Here is a 17,975-nt window from a genome sequence, read left to right as displayed (position 1 = left end):
CCATGGCAAAGCGTTCCTTCAAGAGTTCGGCATTGCCGACCATCCTGACCTATCTCGGCCTGGCGATCGGTCTTGTCTTCTCCACCTTTCCGATCGTGTGGATGTTTTTCAGTTCGCTGAAATCGAATACGGAAATCTTCGCCCTTCCGCCGCGGCTGTTGCCGGATGATTTTACGGTCGCCGCCTATCTGACGATTTTCAACGATCCGGTAAAAGTGCGGTTCTTCATCAACAGCTACTTCGTGGCCGGCGTCGTCACCTGCCTGACTCTGGTCGTCGCGATCGTGACCGCCTACGGTTTCAGCCGCTATCAGTTCCGGTTCAAGAACACCTTGAACATCTTCATCATCAGCACCCAGACCGTTCCGCCGATCACCCTTCTCATCCCCTATTTCGGAATGGTGGTCGCCTTCAGGATCTTCGATACCTATCTGGCGCTGATCCTCACCTACATGGTCTTCACCCTGCCTTACGCCGTCCTGCTGATGACAGGCTATCTCAACACGCTGCCGAAAGAACTGGACGAGGCCGTCCTTGTCGACGGCGGCTCAAGCTGGACGGCGCTTTGGCGCGTCATCGTTCCCGTCTCCATCCCCGGGATCGTTGCCACGGCGGTCTACACGTTTCTGCTAGCCTGGAACGAATTCCTCTTTGCGCTGACGCTGACGAAATCGATGAACCTCAGGACGGTTCCGATCGGTATCCAGCTTCTGATGGGCCAGCACGCCTTCGAATGGAACGAGATGATGGCGATGAGCGTGCTCGGTTCCCTGCCCCTCCTGGTCCTTTATCTGGTTGCTCAACGCTACTTCCTGGCGGGCATGACCGCCGGCTCAGTCAAAAGCTGATGGGGCGCTGATCGCGTTTCGAATTTCATAACGGGAGCAAAGCGCTGCGGCTAACGCCGACGTCCCAATCCCGCAGGGCATCGCCGACCTCGGCTCTGTTAGGTGCCCCGGTGCGACCGCCAAACACTTGGCACTTGAGCGCCGCCGCCATGGATGCAAAGCGCATCGTCTCTTCGATCGGCATGCCTTCCGCAGTAGCCAGCGCAAAAGCGCCATGGAAGATATCGCCGGCTGCGAGCGTATCGACGGCCCTCACCTTCGGAGCGGCAAAATGGAAGACTTCGCCGGTCAGGTCATCGAACCAGAAGCAGCCGTTTTCGCCAGCGGTGACGCTGACGAAAGCATGCTCGAACTTTCGTTTCAAAAGGCCGACGACCTTCACCAGCTCGGCTGCTCCAGAAAGCCGTTCGGCCGCCGGCTGCGAGAACACGATGTGGCTGGCTGCCGGCGCCAGCATCTCGATCACGCCATCGCTTGCGACATCGCCATCGAGAATGGCCGGCTTGCCTGCCTCTCGGGCCCCCAACAGCGTCGCCAGTGCGAGCTTCGGCCACCGGACGTCAACCAGAACCGCGTCGAAAGAAGAAATGTCCTCTGCTGTGACCGGCTTGACCGTCTCGTGCAGGCCCGCATCATAGAAAGGCACAATGAGGCGCTCGCCCTGATCATCGACAAGGATGGTAGAGATCGCCGAGCGGGCGCCTTCCACACGCAGCATGCCGCTCGTATCTATACCGCTCTCGCTGAGATCGGCAATGATGCGATCGCCGGTGGCGTCATTGCCGACAGCACCCCAGAGGCTGGCATGGCCGCCCAGCCGGCCGACCGCAAAGGCAGCACTCGACGCCATGCCCTCGGCGATCTGCAGCATATCGTAGGGCAGAATTTTTCCCTGGCCGGTGGGCAACGAGCGCACGCGAAATACGGTGTCCATAACCGCCGCGCCGACACACAAAACGCGGCGCGCCCGACCGGGAGGCTGCTCGAAGGCAGAAGAAGTCGTCAAAACCGTTGTCTCACCCGCTCACTTGACGGCTCCGGCCGTCAGGCCCGCCACGATCTGCCGTTGCGCAAATACCGTCAATATCAGCACAGGCAAGGTGACGATCAACGCGGCAGCCGCGAGCGGTCCCCAACTGACCTGCTCGAACGAGAGCATGTTGTAAACCGCCACAGGAAGCGTGCGCGTCTCGCGGCTGGCGAGCACGATGCCGAAGACGAAGTTGTTCCACGAGAAGATGACCGACAGGATGAAGGCGACGACGATGCCCGGCCTGGCGATGGGCAAGGCGACCAAGCGGAAAACCTGCCAGGGTGTCGCGCCGTCGATGCTTGCAGCCTCTTCCAGCTCCATCGGCGTCGTCTCGAAATAGCCGATCATGATCCACACGACGATCGGCACGGTGACGACGAGATGGATGATGATCTGCGGCATGAGCGTGCCAAGCACATTCAACCACTGGAACAGCAGGAAGAGCGGGATCAGGAAGGAAAGGCCGGGCGTCATGCGCGCTATCATGATGACCATAGCGGACTTCTCCGCCTTCAGCCGTGCGATGCCATATCCGGCCGGTACGCCTATCAGCAGCGCCAGAAGCGTGGCCGCACCCGTCACCAGCACCGAATTCCAGAGATAGAGGAAGAAGTTATTCTCTTCGAAGACCTTCAGATAATTCGACCAGGCCAAGCGCTCCGGAATGAAGATCGGCGGATAGGCGCCGCTGTCGATCTCATATTTCAGCGACAGCGAGATCATCCAGAGGAAGAACAGGACGACCGGCGAGATCATCACCAGGGCAACAAACAGCAGTCCGATGCGATCGAGTGTCTTGCGCTTCATCAGCGTGCCTCCCCGTCGGACCAGTTCACGCGCTGCCGGAGCATCATAAGGACGAAGGAGAGCAGGACGATGAGGATGAAGAAGACAACCGCCATCGCCGAGCCATAGCCGATATCGTAATAGGCGAAAGCGGTGTTGTAGAGATAGATGTTGATCGTCTCCGACGCCGTGCCGGGACCGCCTTGGGTCATGGCATAGATGATGTCGAAACTTTTCACCGCATCGATGCTGCGGATGATCACGGCAATCATCAGGAACGGCGCAATCATCGGCAGCGTCAGATAGCGGAATTTCTGCCAGACATTGGCGCCGTCGATTTCAGCACTTTCATAGGGCTCGCGCGGAACCGCCGCCAGACCGCCGAGCACGATCAGCATGATAAGCGGCGTCCACTGCCAGGTCTCGACCAGCACCAGCGACGGGATGACGCTGCTCTGATTATAGATCCACTCCTGCGGGCCGATGCCGATGAAGGAGAGGAGATAGTTAAGGACGCCGAGCTGCGGATGGAACATCATCGTCCAGACGAGGGCAATGGCGACGGGTGTGGCCATCATCGGCATCACGAATATGCCGCGTATAAGACCGCGCAGCGGAAATTGAGCATCGAAAATCAGCGCCGCGAGCGTCCCCAGAAACAGGGGAACCACCACCGAGAGCGTCGTATAGAGCACTGTGTGCCACAGCGACTCCCAAAAGCGAATGTCGGAAGCGAGGCGCACGTAATTGTCCAGCCCCGCAAAGACCTGCGACTGGCCGAGCGTCCAGCTGTTGACGCTCATCCAGACCGTAAATACCCACGGAAAGACGATGACGGCGGCTATGACGATGAGCGCCGGGATGACGAAGGGCCAGTAGTTGGGAGCAAACCGATCCGGTTTGCTCCTTCCTTTCAACGTCTTGGCCACGGCAGCCGTTTCGATGCTTGTCGAGGCCATTATCCCTCGCTTTTTGCCAGGACGGGTTCGAACTGTGCCGTCGCTGCCTTCAGTTCTGTTTCGGGATCGGCGCCGCCGATCATGTTGGTGAGACCGACGCCATAAACGTCGCGGAACTCGGTGACCGGAATGATGACCGGCAGCGCGAGCTGCGAGATCTTGCCGGAACCGACGACGGCATCAAGCCATGCACCCGGCATTTTGACGCCTTCGCGAACCTTTGCGTCCTCGAGGACGGACTGGCGGAAAGGAACACCGGCGCCAGCCTGCAGCAGACGTGCGCCCATTTCATGCGAAATCGCCCATTGGCAGAAGAGATAGCCGGCTTCCTTTTTCTGGCTTGCCGCGACGACGCCAAGCCCGTCGCCGAAAGTGCCCGCGGCCTGTGCCTTCGGACCTTTCGGCATGATGCCGTAACCGACCTGGCCGACGACGCGGGACTTTTCCGGATTCTCAATCGGCGGCGCAAAACCGACACCGTCCAGCCACATGCCGATCTTGCCCTGCAGAAAGGCAGACTGCGCCTCGGCCCAGTTGAAGCCGGAGACGCCGGGAGGGGCTGTCTTGGTCATCAGCCTTTGATAGAGCTTGGCCGCATCGATCGCTTCCTGCGATGTCGTGCGCAGCTTGCCATCAGGGCCGAGCGGGCTCGAGCCATAGCCGAGCAGCAGCGACGTCCAGACCGGCGTATTGGCGTTCTTCAGGCCGCGGGCGACGAAGCCGTAGGTGTTGCTCGAAGGATCGGTGAGCGCCTCCGCAGCACTGGCGAGTTCTTCGAACGTCGTCGGGTAGGAAAGCCCCTTCTTCTCGAACAGCGCCTTGTTCCAATAGATGATCCAGTAATCGACCGAGAATGGAAGCGAACGCAGAACGCCGTCCGGATCTTTGGCAAAAGTCAGGCCGGCTTCGGCAAAGTCGGTTTCAACCAGAGACGGGTCGGTCAGAGAGGGGTCCTTGAGGAAACCGCCGATATCCGCAAGCCAGCCGCCCTTTTCGAACTGCCGCTTCTGGACATGATAGCTCATGTGCACGACGTCGAAGCTCGGCTTGCCGGAGCTCAGCTCGATGGTCGTCTTCTGACGCTGCTGTTGTTCGGGCGTCGCTTCGGCATTGACCTTGATGCCGGTAAGCTCCTCGAATTCGGACAGGTACTTCAGAAGTATTTCGCTGCGCGGGCTCTTGACCAGGTTGACTTCGAGCGTCGTGCCGGCAAAGCGCTTCCAATCGACGGCAGCCGACGCCAACCGCACGCCGAGCATGCTGCTGGCGCCAAAAGCGGCCGTACCCGCCAGAAAGCCGCGCCTCGTCGGGTTCAAAAACGATGACATGTGGTACCTCCTCCTTTTGCCGGCGATCTCCTCACCCCCGGCTGTTTATTTCCGATTATATCCTGAGCGCACGATCTCTTGCGTGATTAATGTGTGCGACAAGGCTGTTGACGGCGTCCTCCGCCGATCGTCTTTCGATCGCCTCGAGCACTTTCAGATGCTCGCCCATGACAGGTCCGACGTGACCATCGATGCGAAAACGATCCTGACTGATCAGGCGCATCTTGATCGAGTTCACCCGGTAGGCATTCGAGATGATGGTATTTCCAAGCGCATCGATAAAGGCATCGTGCATGCCCCAATCGACAGCTTGCGCGTGCACCTCCAACTCGTGCGATCCATCGCCGTTTCGAATGGCGTCGGCGATATCCCGATGCTGCTTCAGCAGCCCGGCGATCGTCTCGTCCGACGCAGAGCGGGTGAAAAGCGCGACCGCCTCCTTCTCCAGGAAGACGCGCAGCTGGAACGCCTCGCGAATAAGGTTCAGGTCGATATGCGCAATCTGCAACCCCCGCTGGGGCACCGTCTTGATCAGGCCTTCGGCTTCGAGCCTCGGGATGAGTTCGCGGATGGCGCCAAGCGTCAACCCCGTCAGCTCGACGAGGCGGCGCTGCGAAACGAACTGGCCGGGGCGCACGTCACGCGCAAGAAGGTGGCGTGTGAAGCTCTCATACGCCTTTTCCCGCAGTGTCGGCTGCTCGTCCGTTCCGTCCATCGCCTCTCCCAGAAACATGTCCGCCCTATGCCACTTTCGAGCGGAAAAGAGTGTCGAACGCAAGAGCGAGTTGCGCCTGCCCTTCGCCGGATATTGAAACGAGTGGTGGGCGAACCGCAAGCCAGATTTCATCCGACGTCAAATGAGCCACCATGGCCTTTACGGCAGCGGTCACCGGAAATTTCAGCAGTTCATCGACGAAATCCTCGATGCGGGAATCGTCCTTGCCGTCCTCTGCCATCAGCTTGACTTCGTGGGGTACGAAATTCGCCATGCCGGAGATCGCACCCTGGCCGCCAAGCCGCACGCCCTTCGCCAGATGACGTTCGTCCCCCACCAGGATGACAAGATCGCCATGCGCCTTCAACAGCGCTTCCGTGAAAGGCCAGTCGCCGGAGGAATCCTTGACGCCCGTGACGATATTGGGAAAGGCGGTCCGCAGCCGGCCGATCAGCGATACGCTCAGCGGGACCATGGTGACCGAGGGAATGTTGTAGACGATAATGTCTCGCGCCTTCTCGCCCAGGATGGCGAAAACAGCCGAAAACCACTGGAAGACGCCGTCGTCAGTGACGTTTTTGAAGTAGGAAGGGGGAGCAAGAAGGATATTGCGGGCTCCCTCGGAAAGCGCATGCCCGGCCTGCATCGCCGCATCCTCGGCCGCGTCGACCAGCACGCCGACGATGATTTGCTTTGCTGCTATCCCATTATCAAGCATGGAAGTGAGGACACGTTCACGTTCCTTGGTTCCGATGGAACAACCTTCACCCGTCGTCCCGAACAGCGTCACGCTCGAACATCCGGCCGCGAGGCTTCGCCGTGCCTGCTCGATCATCGCCTCGATCATGATGCCGCCGTGGCTGTCGAATGGTGTGGCGAGAGCGACTGAGAGCCCGAATTTTTGTGTCAAATATGCCTCCTCCCAATTACCGGCTCAGATGTAGCAGACTAACATGTTAGATGTAAAGAGGTGATTGCACACCGTCTCGTTACACGATTTGTCGCGGCCGCGGCTTCCCTCCGGTCAACTGGCACGCCTTGCTGTTGGCCCGTTCGCCCGCACGAGCGCCATCAGCATCGGGCCGATCGCAAACTCACCCCTCTCGGTCCTGCGGGTCAGATCTCTGAGATAGCCGCCGGGCGAGTTGATGTGGCCTCCCCTTTCCAGAATGCAGGCAATCACGGTGGCGGCATTTTCCGGCCCCATGCCGGAGCAGGCTTCCTCATAGGCCGAGGGACTGACGCCGAGCATCGAGCGCACGACGACAGCAGCCGACATCAAATCTCGCCAGTTGCCGATGGTTCCGCCAGGCCCGTAGTCGAGAATACCGGGGCAGGCTTGGAGGACGAGGCCGAGCGGGAAGGATTTCAGGTTATGCCCAGCCCCTGGATCGGCGGCGCCCCCCGCCCTGTTGCCGGAAAGCTTCGGTTGTTTCAGTCTTTGCTCGTCCGGCGGTCCGGCATTCGGTTCAAGATCGGCAACTGCCCTTTCGCCCTGCTTCGTCTCGAAGCTTGGTTCAAGTTCATATGTGGAGTTGGGATTTGAATTCTGTTTGTGATGCTCAATCTGAGACTCATTGGCGTCTATTTTTTGTGTTTTTATCTGCTTTTCCAGCAAGTTGACGATTTCAGCCCGAAGCAACCCCATCTCATCGAGTAGCGGGGTCAATTGCTCAGTGGTCGCCACGCGCGGAATCCGGGCGAGGAGCGTTCGAAACATCACCGAAATGCCTTCCCAATCACCGGAGACCTCTTCTTCGAAGGCCGTCGCAATCAGCTTGGAGATGTCGCGCCGGCAAATGGTCAACCGTTCCCTGATCGCGCGCAGCAGTTCCCGGTCGGCAACCGCCTGGGCGGCCAGGTTTTCGATTTCGACTGCACGCGCCAGAAGCGGTGCTACGCTGAACCCGAAGGCCTCGCCGACGGTCCCTGCCCTGTCGCGTCGCGCATAGCGCTTTCCATTCGGGCTGTCCTTGCGCAGGATCAGGCCGGCCTCGACCAGAACGGCAAGATGCCGCCTGAGGGTCGCTGGCGTCATGCCGCGGGCGCGAAGCGAAAGCTGCGCATTCGACGGGAAGACAATCAGGCCCTTCTCCTCGGAGATCTCGTCGTCTGGGTAGAAGGTCAGAAGCGCGTCGAGCACCGTCAGCGCCCGATCGGTAACGCCGAGCGCCGGCCGCGCTTCGCAGATCGCCCTGAACAGCTTCCACTTGCTGCGCTTCATCCCCGGCTCGATGGTCTCGGCCAGTTGCTGGCTTGCCAGCATGCCAAGTGACATCGGCCGCCGCCCAAAGGGCGTCGTCACATATCCACTCTCCATTTGCCTTCACCTTCGTTCAGGCAAAAGAAAACCATCCACCAATTTGGTGCCTAAGACGCTTGACTGTGATTCGTGGAAATGCGATTCTCGATGTGCTTAAGATCTGAGAAGGGCTTCCACGACGGCGTCGTTGGGGGCCTTTTTCTTTTGCGCGCTACGCTCCTCTGACCTTGTTGAACTCCTGGAACAGGCCCTTCAGCCTTTCCTGGACGAATTGATCGAAACCGGGTGCGGTCTTGGCGTCGAAAACGAAGGTTGCACCGGACGCTGTTTTTTTAATCATGACAGGCACGCCACTAACCTGAGTTTTGGCCACCGCCGGTTTCGGCGCAGCCGTCTTCTTCGTCGCCAGAACGAGTGCCCGCTGAAACCGCTCGTCGCTCGAAATTTTGCGCGCGTCGTCCGCGGACAACTCCACGATGATCTTGTCGACGTCGGCTTTCTCAAGCCGCTCGCCCAGTTCCAGCCATCGCCGGCGGCCGATATCGGGTGCTGCGCCTATGGCGTTGACGAGGTCCAGGGGAACCTGTCGTATGACGATCAGCATTCTCGACAGCGCCGCCTTGTCCACGCCGAGAGCCGCCATGATGACATCGCGGCCAAAGCTGCGTTCCTCGAGCCGCGATGCGAAGAGCGCGCGCTCGATGTAGGAGAGATTGGTTCGAGCGCTGTTTTCCTGTCCCTGGCTGACAACCAGCTGACCGTCGGTGAGATCGCGGACGACCGCGCGCACCCGGATGCCGATTTCTCGGGTGGCAGCCAGGCGCCGATGGCCGTAGGCGACCTGATAGCGTCCCCTGGTTTCGGGATGAGGGCGGACAAGGATCGGAACCTGCTGCCCATGCTCGCGGATCTGCTCGACAAGTTGCGCGAGTTCGGCCGCGTCGATCGCCAATCGATCGCTGACGAAGGAAGCATCGATCAGTCCGGGATCGAGTTCGACGACGGTCTGGCCGGCAGCGAGCTGCCGTTCCAGCTCACTTGCCCGCTCCATCTTCTCGGTAATGTTGCCGAGCGTCTTGGTGATACCGCCGACAGGCGCGGCACTGCGCTCCTGCGGCACGAATCCGGCGATCGGACGATTGTCACGCGGTGCGACTGCGTCCATCCTTTCCGGGTTCGGAGCGGAAATTTCGATGAGGTTCTTGCGCGCCATCTGCTATTTCCTTCCCCAGGTCGAGCGAATATGCGCCTCGATCTCGCCGTTCACGAGGTTGAGGGACTCCAGAGCCCGATCGTAGGTTCCGCGTGTGAACTGCGACCGCTCGACCTCGTAGAGTGTCTGCTTGGTGACACCGGCGTCGGCCACTGCCGTCGACTTCACCATGGCGTTGTGGAGCATTCGATTGCCAAAGATCGCCCGCATGAAGCCGGTCATCTGGCTTTGCGGTCCGTCATTTGGCTCGAACCGCGTCACCAGATAGCGCATCCAGTCATAGCTGGTACGCCCTCCGGCCTTTTCGACGACCGACATCAACTCACTCGTCATCGTCAGAAACTGCGACATCGACATGACATCCAGCATCTGCGGGTGAACCGTGATCAACACCGAGGTGGCCGCGCAGAGCGCCGACATCGTCAGGAACCCCAGCTGCGGCGGGCAGTCGATGACCGCGACGTCGTAAAGGCTTTCGATCTCCGTCAGGACTTCGCCGATGCGGGCAAAGAACATCGTCTCCGCCGTACCCGACGCCATCGCCTTCGGCGTCTCGTGCTCGAATTCCATCAGCTCGAGATTGCCCGGAATGAGATGCAGATTGGGCGTGTAGGTGGCGCGCACGATGTCGGCGATGGGGCGCGGCTCCTCATATCGGATCGCCCCATAGATCGTTTCGCCCTCTCCGACGTCGAACTCCGGCTGATGACCGAACAAGGCGGACAAGGAGGCCTGCGGATCGAGGTCGACGGCGAGCACGCGGTAGCCCCTAAGCGCCATGAACTGCGCCAGATGGGCCGCAGTAGTGGTCTTGCCCGAGCCACCCTTGAAGTTCATGACGGAGATGATCTGGAGCTTTTCCCCGGGCCGGCGGGCCGGCACATATTTCGGCGTTCCGTTTCGCTCGTCGAGGACCCGGCGAATCCGGTCCATGTCCGTTGCACTGTAAAGCCGCCGTCCGTTTGCGAGCGGATCGGGCCCATGGCCGTCGGCGGCTACTTGGCGGAGATAACCTTCGCCGATGCCGATAAAGGCTGCAGCTTCCGCCGGCGAAAATGTTCTGATGGTCTTTTGCGAGAGCGGGGGAAAGATTTTTGCCTGATGCTGCTGAAGTTGATAGGATAACTCCTTCGCATCTGTTGCCAGAAGCGATGGGAGGTGCTCTTGATCGTCTTGAAGAGCAAGACTCGGCTGCATGATCTTTTTCCCAGGTAACTGCGCAATTTTGAACGAAAGCGCTTCAGTTGCGCAGTTACTATATGCCTCGATTCGTTACCAATTTACAAATGCTTAACCAAACCGTCCGTTTCAGCCCGCCGAGACGGCCGACGACATGACACAGATTTCCGGTGATTCGCCTATTCGCCGAGGGCTCGAAGTGACTGATACCCACGGTGGCTTTCCAGCCGACCGAGATCAATGACGTCGCCGTATAAGCCGGATTTATCAACAGCTTGGGCGCTGCCTCTCTATTTCCCATCATCCTTCAGGTAGTTGTTGCCGTTGACCGTCGGAACCTTTGTCCGGCTCGAACATGCTCATGGTCTCGGTCTTGCCGCTCGCGTCGGTCAGATCGAGACGATAGCCGGAAGCTTGTAGCGTCCGCTTGCGCCGGCCGGTTGCTTGACGTGGTGACGCCCGATTGCGATCCGCCGATTTCGTTCGTCATCGAGGCGCCCGACCAGCCTGTGCGTTCGAAAGTATCGTTTCGATGAATCCTCAGCGTATGGCTGGACGCCACCGACCCCGATGAGGTCTGGGATTTTATGCAGGTTTCTTGAACGCTTAGCCAATGCTCCACTAAATGGATTACTCACGACGCCACGCCACCTCCTATTAGGCGAATGGCGGGGGGCCGGCAAAAGTGGGAGAACTATCGACCGGAAATTCTCCGCACTTGAAGGTTCCTACGACGCCTGGAGGTGTGCCATGAGAACCATGTGCTCCGCATTGACGCTGTGCATCGCCATTGCCCTTTGCACGGCAAATGCCAGATATGTCACCTTGCCCGGATACGCCTTCAAGACCAACCCGAAATGTCAGCGCCACGAACCGAAAACGAGGTTTGACACAAGGTGCGACTGGCCGAGATTGGGCTTCAAGGACTTCACGCCCCCGCTCGTGACCGTGCTTGGAATCTGAAGATCCTTCTCAGCATCCGGCGCTTTAGAGATAACCGCTGGCACGGAAATAATCGCCTGGGCAGTTGCCCGACCCGCCCGAGAGGCTCTACTCCCGCGCCAGCACGAAATCGTGCTCATCACTTCGCCGAGTTTGTCAGGTCCGGCTTCGAGAGCTTGCGCCACCTGATCAAGCGTCATGAGGAAGCCGTCGTCTGGGGCAACTAGCGGGGCGGCAGCCTGCGATGAAGACGTGCTTCGCTAACGACCGAAATTGGGATGTACGGGTCGCTACGCGGCACCTCACATTCTCGAACATTCCCACCGCCGCCCGCAGCACCATGGTGCTGGTAACATAGCTGGCGCTTTTCCCTCGACGACACTTAATCCGGCTCGTCGAGGGAGATTTGTTCGCCTAGAAGCGACGCGGTCCTTCGGGCTTGTTTCCGACGATCGTGTCGATCCGGTCCAGAACGTCAGACGTCATCTTCTGTCGGTGTGAGAGGGCCGCGAGATTGTCCTGCAACTGGCTGGCGCGCGAGGCTCCAAGAATGACGGTCGAGACGTTCCGATTGGCAAGGCACCACAAAAGGGCGAGATGCGTGATCGACATGCCGATCTCGTCCGCGAGCTTTGCGAGCTCGCCGACTTGTCTGAGCTGGGCGCGGCCGGCATCGCTGGACCACTTCTCCTTCAGCCATTCGTAGCCCGGCAGGTTCATCCGGCTGTCGGCCGGAACACCGTCGTTGTATTTGCCGGTCAGGACGCCCGAGGCGAGCGGCGACCAGGTCGTGGTGCCAAGGCCCATCAGGTCATAGAGCGGCAAGTAGTCGGACTCGACCTTCTGGCGTTCGAAGATGTTGTACTGCGGCTGCTCCATGGTCGGCGGCGTGATGCGCAGATCCCGGGCAACGGCATAGGCTTCCGTCAATTGCTGCGCCGACCATTCCGACGTGCCCCAATAGAGCACCTTGCCCTGGGCAACGAGATCATGCATCGCCCGGACCGTTTCCTCGATCGGCGTGTCGATATCCGGGCGGTGGCAGAAGTAAAGGTCGAGGTAGTCGACCTGAAGCCGCTTGAGCGCTGCATGGCAGGCGTCGGTCACATGCTTGCGCGACAGGCCGCGCTGTGTGGGCTTCTGGCCTCCCCAGAAGACCTTGCTGGAGACGACGAAGCTGTCACGGCTCCAGCCAAGTCGGTTGAGCGCCTCGCCCATCACGATCTCGGACCTGCCGCTTTCGTATCCTTCAGCATTGTCGAAGAAGTTCACCCCGTTGTCGTAGGCAAGCTTCATGAGGTCGACGGCGTCGCCTCCATTGACCTGTTTGCCGAATGTGACCCATGAGCCGAAAGAGAACTCGCTCACCTTCAGGCCCGACCTTCCCAAACGTCGATATTCCATCATGCAACTCCCGAAAGTTATGAATAGGTACCGGCCGGTCACCGGGGTCGGTGTCGCCCGATTGATCAACGACCGATTGGCGTAATCTATGGCATGAGCAACGATATGCGAGGCTCAGCTACGGTTCTCATACCCTCTTTTGTGACGAGACGCCGAATCCAAAGAAAAGGGCGCTCCACGACATCAGTCGGAGCGCCCCGTGGCATGCGATCGACGACGTTTGCGGCGGAAGTCGACAGCAGCAACGGTAGAATGATGAGATTCGGAACGGATAGGCAACATGCGATTGGAAACTGCGACGTTATCGCGCGCTGATTGATCCTGTCATCCACCGGATATCCACAGCCTATCCACAGGCACCGCTGCAATGATCGCAGCAACTTCAATGACATTCGCCTGTCGGCAAACCACTCCTCACAAATGCTTATGTGACTGTGGAATGACACCGCATCTTTGTTTGTCTGCTTGGATACAAACCGTGCCTTGGCTCAGATAGGCTCACTTCTCCTCCCGACCGTGGCGGCGGACGCCGGGAGGGGTGGGCGGTGGGCAACATGAGGGCCCGCCGCCTTCCTTTAACCGCGCCCTCGGCCGGGCCAGTTCACACGCCACTCTCGCCGACAACCAAGTCGTTGGAAAGGCGTCCTCCAACCGCCAGCCCTTTACCACGCGCATTGCTAGCCCGACGGCATGACGGCCGGTGTTGCCGATAAACTCCCGCGTGCGGTCAACTCATTACCGAGGCGTCGCCGACGATCCGTGCGGCAGCCTGGAAGCCCGCGTAATCCGATACCAATCCTTTGGACCTTCCGCTGCCACTCCAACGCTAGCCGCCGGAATCCCGCCCAATGTTGACTTACCCGGCAAACGAATGTTTGCCATTTCTTGTTTTGCAGTGCACAATAAATGCTGCCAACAGGACTTGAGCCGTTGAGAATTTGCATCTACAAATCAGATGAAGCTCCTGAAGTAACGCTGTTTTTGCGAGAAGGCGTACCGGTGCCGGCACATCCGAAGGGCCAAAAGTGGCGACACTTAAAGGCGGTTGTTGGCGAAGAGGTAAGGGCGGACCTTCTGACACAAATAGAGATCGGCAATGGATGTCTTTTCGTCAACCTTGGGGCATCCCCGAAGCACTGATCTAGGATGCCGCGGTGAACGCCGTTCATCCAGCATGGATATATGCTCGCTCATTATCTTACCGGCCGTCAGATACCAATCGGCTGTATTTCCAGCAGAATGCCGATAGCGGCGCCCTTCGATAGGCGATCACCTCCACACGCTCATCGTCTCCCACCGGTTCGCTGATCGGCGGCTTGCGCATCCCGCACTCCATACTTCAGTTTCCAGATTGGCAGCCGCCCCGCTGATGTTCTTGTTATGTTTGAATGAGTCACTAATCAATCTGGGTGAATTGCTTTTTAAGGCTTTGCTGATGAACTGCCATCATGAGAAAACCGCCCCGCAAGCCTTCCAAGACGCTGCCCGGTGAAGCCTCCGAACCGCTCCGCAGCCGGCCGCGCCGGCGGCGAGATCCCGCTCAGCCTAATCTTGCTCTCGATCCGATGCCGGCGCATATCGCGCCGCGTCGGGCGGAAGGGAGGACACGGTTTCAGATAACGCACGACCCGGAATTGAATCAGGCCAATGGTCAGCAGGGTCAGCAGCAGACGACCGACCGGGACATGGCTGCTCGCAACTACCTGAACCTCGACACCGCGATCTTTCTGGGGATCCTGTTTATTGCGATCGTCTTCAGATTCCACAAGATCACCTTGCCGCTGGTCGACGGCTTCAGCTGGCGCGAGATAAGCACGGCAATGATGGCCGACAATTTCCAGCAGCGCAGCTGGAACATCTTCTTTCCGGAGGTCAGCTGGACCGGACCCGGGCCAAGCTATCAGGGCCGCGAGTTCCAGATCGTCAGCTATCTCACAGCCTTGCTCTACCAGCTCTTCGGCTGGCACGACTGGTTCGGCCGCACGGTTGCTGCCTTCTTCGGTCTGGTGACGGTGTTTTCGCTGCACCGGTTAACGGCGCTCTGCTGGGATGAGATGCACGCCCACGCGGCGGCACTGGCCTACGCGCTGATGCCGGCGGCAATCATGATCGACAGCTCGTTTCTTCCCGATCCCGCGATGCTGGCCTTGGTCACTCTTGGCGTCTGGCTGTTCGTCAAATACTGGGCGGGCGGCAGCGGCTGGCTCTTGCCGCTCGCCACGGTCTGCTTCTCGCTCGGCGTGCTGTCAAAGCCACCAGGCATCGCTGCCGGCGCCGTCATCGTCTATCTGATGGTCTGCTGGATTCTGGAGAAGAAGCGAAAGCAGGCGACCTGGGTTTTCCTGTCGGGGCTTTTGAGCCTGGCCATCATTGGCGCTTATTTCAGCTGGGCGATTTATCTCGGCCGCAGCTATCCGCCGTTTCATGTCGCCGGGACCGGCGGCTATATCTGGGATTACGGCTTCTGGACATATGTCAGGGACAGATTCTACTTCGAATCCTTATGGAACACCTCGGTCTTGTGGTTCTACGGCTATCCGTTCTTGGTGCTGCTGGCGGTCGGCTTGTGGATGCCGCCTAGCCCCGCCGAAGACCCGAAGCAACGCACCCTTTCGGCCATTCCCTATGTGTGGCTGGCTGCGGCCATGATCGTCTATCTGGCTGCGGCCGGCGAGATCACCAGCAATGTGTGGAACTTCCACATCTTCCATGTGCCGGTCGCGATGTTCTGCGGCCACGGCGCGCTGCTTCTGGCAACGCTTGCATCTCGAGGCATTCTAACGCCGACGATTGTGCTTCGCTCAATCTGCATCGTGGCCGTCGGGCTTGCCTGGTCGACATTGCCGCTCGTCAGGACGATGAAGAAGCCAATCGCCATGAAGGGCAAGCTGCTTGGCGAGGAACTGGCGCGGTTGGCGCAACCGGGCGACCTCGTCGTCGCCATCGCGCCCGAGGTCGGCGATCCCGTCGCAGTCTACTACAGCAGGGCGCGCGGCTGGTTGTTCCCGCCTGGCGGAGGCGATGTCGAATGGTCGAAATTCGTCGCGGATGACGCCACCGCGATCGCACAGCTCGACGAATTGCGCGCGCAAGGCGCGGATCTGTTCGGCGCGGCCAAGAACGCCGTCGACAAGCAGGGCCGGCTATTCGTCGAGCATCATGATGGTGTCATCGACTATCTGGACAAGACCGCAACCAAGCTTGTGGATTCAGATGATTTGCTGGTCTACAGGATCACCCGTCCATGAGATCGAGACAGTTCACGGCCATCGGGTTGGAACAGGACAGTTCGAGAGAAAAGAGACTTCGGTATCTCGCATTGCGTATTCCCTTACCACGACCGGATCAATGCTGATCCGGTCGCAGAACCACAATGCGCCGTTTATTTATTGGACGCAGCGTCTTCGATGACCTTCGCGACTTTATCGGGATGAGAGACCATCACGACGTGAGACGCGCCTTTAACCACAACCGTCTCTTTAGAACCCGCTCGTTCCGCCATCCATCCTAGCGCCTTTGGCGGTATGTTTTTATCCGCGTCACCATAGACGAACCAAGACGGGATCTTCTTCCAGCTCGCCACGGTCGAGGCCTCGCCAAGAGCCTTATCGGTGATTGGGCGCTGTGTTGCGGCCATCAGCTTGCCATCCGCCTTGGATACATCTGCAGCGAATTGATCGTGAAACGCGCTCTGCTTGATGTACAGGTCCTTTGCTCCCCCATCCAACTGCACGGGTTCCGCGAGGGTCGGTGCGAGCGTGCTTCCGGGAAACTTGCCCGAAAGCGTGAGGGCAGTTTCCCCAACATCGGGCGCGAACGCCGCGACGAAGACGAGCGATTTGACATTGGCGCTGCCGGCTGCTGCCTCGTTGATCACTGAGCCACCGTAGGAGTGGCCGACGAGAACGACGTCGGTCTTCAATCCAGCAACCACTTTGCCTAGGTAATCGCCATCGGACGTTACGCTTCGAAGCGGATTAGCGACCGCCACCACCGGATATCCATCTTTTTCAAGACGTGTGATCACGCCATTCCAACTGGAGGCATCTGCAAATGCGCCATGCACAAGGACGACCGTCGGCTTTTCGGCCGCATGGGCGTTCAAAAGGCCACCTGCGGTGATCGCGACAGCGGCGACAAATATCTTCAACATAGTCAAACTCCTTTTATATCGCACGCGATTACGTAGTGCGCAATCTTTCGGAAAGCAAGTCCTGGAATTCCCGTTCACCTCGATTTGACGATTGCGGTGAGCCATTGAGACCGCACGCATTGCTCAGACCAGACCCGGCAACGATACCGGTCCGCGGCAGGTCAATTAAATCCCTTACCTGCCGGTCAAAAGCCGCATGACCTACTCCCCCATCGATTGGTAGAGCCAGTCGGAGAGCTTCTCGGTTGCCACGCGCGCGCCGGCGCCCGGAAGCAGCGCGTCGTCAGTCAATTCAACGCCGAAATACGAGGCGGATGGATCCGTTACCACCTGCCGTTCATCTTCGTTTGCGGCGAGATAGATCCGAGCGATTTCATCAATACCGAATTGCTCCGGGCCGCTGATTTCGGCGACATCGTTGAACGGCGCTCCCATTGCTAATTCCGCCAGCAACGCGGCGACGTCTCCAGCTGCGACCGGTTTCATGAACGCCGGCGGCAATCGAAACAAATCACCATCAGAACCGGTGTCGATCAATCCGCTGATGAACTCGTAAAACTGCGTGGAGCGGAGAATAGTATAGGGTCGCTTCGACGCCCTGATGAGATTCTCCTGCACCATTTTCGCGCGGAAGTAATCGCTTTCAACGAGACGCGGCGTACCGACGACGGAAAGTGCAAGATAGTGGCTGACGCCGGCCTCAGCTGCGGCAGCAAGCAAATTCCTGGTCGAAGCCCTGAAAAAATCCAGCGCTACGCGGTCGCCGAAGGACGCCGCGTTGGTGACATCAACAATGACCTCAGCCCCTGCCAAGGCCGTATCAAGGCCTTTTCCGGTGATGGTGTCGACGCCGAGCGACAACGATGCAGCCGCGACTTGATGACCGGACTGGCGCAAGTTTTCACTGAGCCGTGTTCCGATAACACCGGTTGCTCCCGCCACGGTGATTTTCATCTCAGCACCCCTTTGTTGCATTGCGCGGCGCGAATGAGGACGAGATCGCAGACGGGCTCCCTATCGTCTTCAATGTCTGGCGATCGATTGGGTCGACAATGACTGGAAAGCCAGGCGCCATCTATCGTCCAAGGGGTTCGGTCGCTTTAGCCGTAGGTCTAGGAAAGCCAGCCCAACGGTTAGGATGCCCCACCAGGA

At 59.1% G+C, this 17,975-nt stretch carries 15 protein-coding genes and 1 pseudogene; 3 read left to right on the top strand and 13 right to left on the bottom strand.

Features of this window, described 5'->3' with window-relative positions:
- Positions 1-2: 2 nt before the first annotated feature.
- On the top strand, positions 3-848 hold the full coding sequence (locus tag ACIPSK_RS06420) for a carbohydrate ABC transporter permease (RefSeq protein ID WP_017967361.1): 846 nt from the start codon (positions 3-5) through the stop codon (positions 846-848).
- 25 nt (positions 849-873) lie between these two features.
- On the opposite strand, the gene ACIPSK_RS06415 is transcribed toward ACIPSK_RS06420, so the two are convergent.
- The 10 genes and pseudogenes from ACIPSK_RS06415 to ACIPSK_RS06370 all read right to left on the bottom strand — a co-directional run.
- The gene (locus ACIPSK_RS06415; RefSeq protein ID WP_446532697.1) at positions 874-1,854 is read right to left on the bottom strand and encodes a sugar kinase; all 981 of its coding nucleotides are present in this window, start codon (positions 1,852-1,854) and stop codon (positions 874-876) included.
- A gap of 18 nt (positions 1,855-1,872) precedes the next feature.
- Positions 1,873-2,688: a carbohydrate ABC transporter permease gene (locus ACIPSK_RS06410; RefSeq protein WP_170275928.1), complete on the bottom strand. Its 816-nt coding sequence runs from the start codon at positions 2,686-2,688 to the stop codon at positions 1,873-1,875.
- Positions 2,688-3,626 (bottom strand): carbohydrate ABC transporter permease, encoded by a 939-nt coding sequence (locus ACIPSK_RS06405; RefSeq protein ID WP_170258409.1) that lies wholly within the window; start codon positions 3,624-3,626, stop codon positions 2,688-2,690. The genes ACIPSK_RS06410 and ACIPSK_RS06405 overlap by 1 nt, the downstream gene beginning before the upstream one ends.
- Positions 3,626-4,954, bottom strand: a complete 1,329-nt coding sequence (locus ACIPSK_RS06400) for an ABC transporter substrate-binding protein (protein ID WP_017967365.1) — start codon at positions 4,952-4,954, stop codon at positions 3,626-3,628. Before ACIPSK_RS06400 ends, ACIPSK_RS06405 begins: the two co-directional genes overlap by 1 nt.
- A gap of 55 nt (positions 4,955-5,009) precedes the next feature.
- Complete coding sequence (locus ACIPSK_RS06395) at positions 5,010-5,687, bottom strand: GntR family transcriptional regulator (protein ID WP_017967366.1); 678 nt, start codon at positions 5,685-5,687, stop codon at positions 5,010-5,012.
- A gap of 7 nt (positions 5,688-5,694) precedes the next feature.
- Complete coding sequence (locus ACIPSK_RS06390) at positions 5,695-6,579, bottom strand: dihydrodipicolinate synthase family protein (protein WP_446532696.1); 885 nt, start codon at positions 6,577-6,579, stop codon at positions 5,695-5,697.
- Positions 6,580-6,693: 114 nt separating this feature from the next.
- Entirely contained in the window at positions 6,694-7,989 is a 1,296-nt protein-coding gene (gene repC, locus ACIPSK_RS06385) for a plasmid replication protein RepC (RefSeq protein ID WP_017967368.1), read from the bottom strand.
- A 154-nt stretch (positions 7,990-8,143) separates the two neighbouring features.
- Positions 8,144-9,145, bottom strand: coding sequence for a plasmid partitioning protein RepB (repB, locus tag ACIPSK_RS06380; protein ID WP_017967369.1), 1,002 nt, complete (start codon positions 9,143-9,145; stop codon positions 8,144-8,146).
- Positions 9,146-9,148: 3 nt separating this feature from the next.
- Positions 9,149-10,342, bottom strand: a complete 1,194-nt coding sequence (gene repA, locus ACIPSK_RS06375) for a plasmid partitioning protein RepA (RefSeq protein ID WP_446532695.1) — start codon at positions 10,340-10,342, stop codon at positions 9,149-9,151.
- A 272-nt stretch (positions 10,343-10,614) separates the two neighbouring features.
- A pseudogene (locus ACIPSK_RS06370) lies at positions 10,615-10,904 on the bottom strand (hypothetical protein); the annotation flags it as partial.
- Positions 10,905-11,074: 170 nt separating this feature from the next.
- Between ACIPSK_RS06370 and ACIPSK_RS06365 the strand changes: the two are divergent.
- Positions 11,075-11,287: a hypothetical protein gene (locus ACIPSK_RS06365; RefSeq protein WP_018493339.1), complete on the top strand. Its 213-nt coding sequence runs from the start codon at positions 11,075-11,077 to the stop codon at positions 11,285-11,287.
- A 393-nt stretch (positions 11,288-11,680) separates the two neighbouring features.
- Here the strand turns inward: ACIPSK_RS06365 and ACIPSK_RS06360 are convergent, their stop codons facing one another.
- Complete coding sequence (locus ACIPSK_RS06360; protein WP_162115625.1) at positions 11,681-12,670, bottom strand: potassium channel beta subunit family protein; 990 nt, start codon at positions 12,668-12,670, stop codon at positions 11,681-11,683.
- A 1,616-nt stretch (positions 12,671-14,286) separates the two neighbouring features.
- Between ACIPSK_RS06360 and ACIPSK_RS06355 the strand changes: the two genes are divergently transcribed.
- Positions 14,287-15,918 carry a glycosyltransferase family 39 protein gene (locus ACIPSK_RS06355; protein ID WP_162116411.1) on the top strand — a complete coding sequence of 544 codons (1,632 nt, stop codon included), beginning with the start codon at positions 14,287-14,289 and terminating at the stop codon, positions 15,916-15,918.
- Between the two features lie 134 nt (positions 15,919-16,052).
- On the opposite strand, the gene ACIPSK_RS06350 is transcribed toward ACIPSK_RS06355, so the two are convergent.
- Both ACIPSK_RS06350 and ACIPSK_RS06345 read right to left on the bottom strand, forming a co-directional pair.
- On the bottom strand, positions 16,053-16,823 hold the full coding sequence (locus ACIPSK_RS06350; protein ID WP_162116385.1) for an alpha/beta fold hydrolase: 771 nt from the start codon (positions 16,821-16,823) through the stop codon (positions 16,053-16,055).
- A gap of 201 nt (positions 16,824-17,024) precedes the next feature.
- Complete coding sequence (locus ACIPSK_RS06345) at positions 17,025-17,777, bottom strand: SDR family oxidoreductase (RefSeq protein WP_446532694.1); 753 nt, start codon at positions 17,775-17,777, stop codon at positions 17,025-17,027.
- Between the last annotated feature and the right edge of the window lie 198 nt (positions 17,778-17,975).

It is taken from the genome of Rhizobium sp. LARHSG275, from assembly GCF_052871115.1.
This window is presented reverse-complemented; position numbering and strand designations above follow the sequence as displayed.

Excerpts from the sequence above, each read along its gene's own strand:
- ACIPSK_RS06420 (WP_017967361.1), top strand. The coding sequence starts at position 3 with ATGGCAAAGCGTTCCTTCAAGAGTTCGGCATTGCCGACCATCCTGACC.
- ACIPSK_RS06410 (WP_170275928.1), bottom strand. The coding sequence starts at position 2,688 with ATGAAGCGCAAGACACTCGATCGCATCGGACTGCTGTTTGTTGCCCTG.
- ACIPSK_RS06405 (WP_170258409.1), bottom strand. The coding sequence starts at position 3,626 with ATGGCCTCGACAAGCATCGAAACGGCTGCCGTGGCCAAGACGTTGAAA.
- ACIPSK_RS06400 (WP_017967365.1), bottom strand. The coding sequence starts at position 4,954 with ATGTCATCGTTTTTGAACCCGACGAGGCGCGGCTTTCTGGCGGGTACG.
- ACIPSK_RS06395 (WP_017967366.1), bottom strand. The coding sequence starts at position 5,687 with ATGTTTCTGGGAGAGGCGATGGACGGAACGGACGAGCAGCCGACACTG.
- repC (WP_017967368.1), bottom strand. The coding sequence starts at position 7,989 with ATGGAGAGTGGATATGTGACGACGCCCTTTGGGCGGCGGCCGATGTCA.
- repB (WP_017967369.1), bottom strand. The coding sequence starts at position 9,145 with ATGGCGCGCAAGAACCTCATCGAAATTTCCGCTCCGAACCCGGAAAGG.
- repA (WP_446532695.1), bottom strand. The coding sequence starts at position 10,342 with ATGCAGCCGAGTCTTGCTCTTCAAGACGATCAAGAGCACCTCCCATCG.
- ACIPSK_RS06365 (WP_018493339.1), top strand. The coding sequence starts at position 11,075 with ATGAGAACCATGTGCTCCGCATTGACGCTGTGCATCGCCATTGCCCTT.
- ACIPSK_RS06360 (WP_162115625.1), bottom strand. The coding sequence starts at position 12,670 with ATGGAATATCGACGTTTGGGAAGGTCGGGCCTGAAGGTGAGCGAGTTC.
- ACIPSK_RS06350 (WP_162116385.1), bottom strand. The coding sequence starts at position 16,823 with ATGTTGAAGATATTTGTCGCCGCTGTCGCGATCACCGCAGGTGGCCTT.
- ACIPSK_RS06345 (WP_446532694.1), bottom strand. The coding sequence starts at position 17,777 with ATGAAAATCACCGTGGCGGGAGCAACCGGTGTTATCGGAACACGGCTC.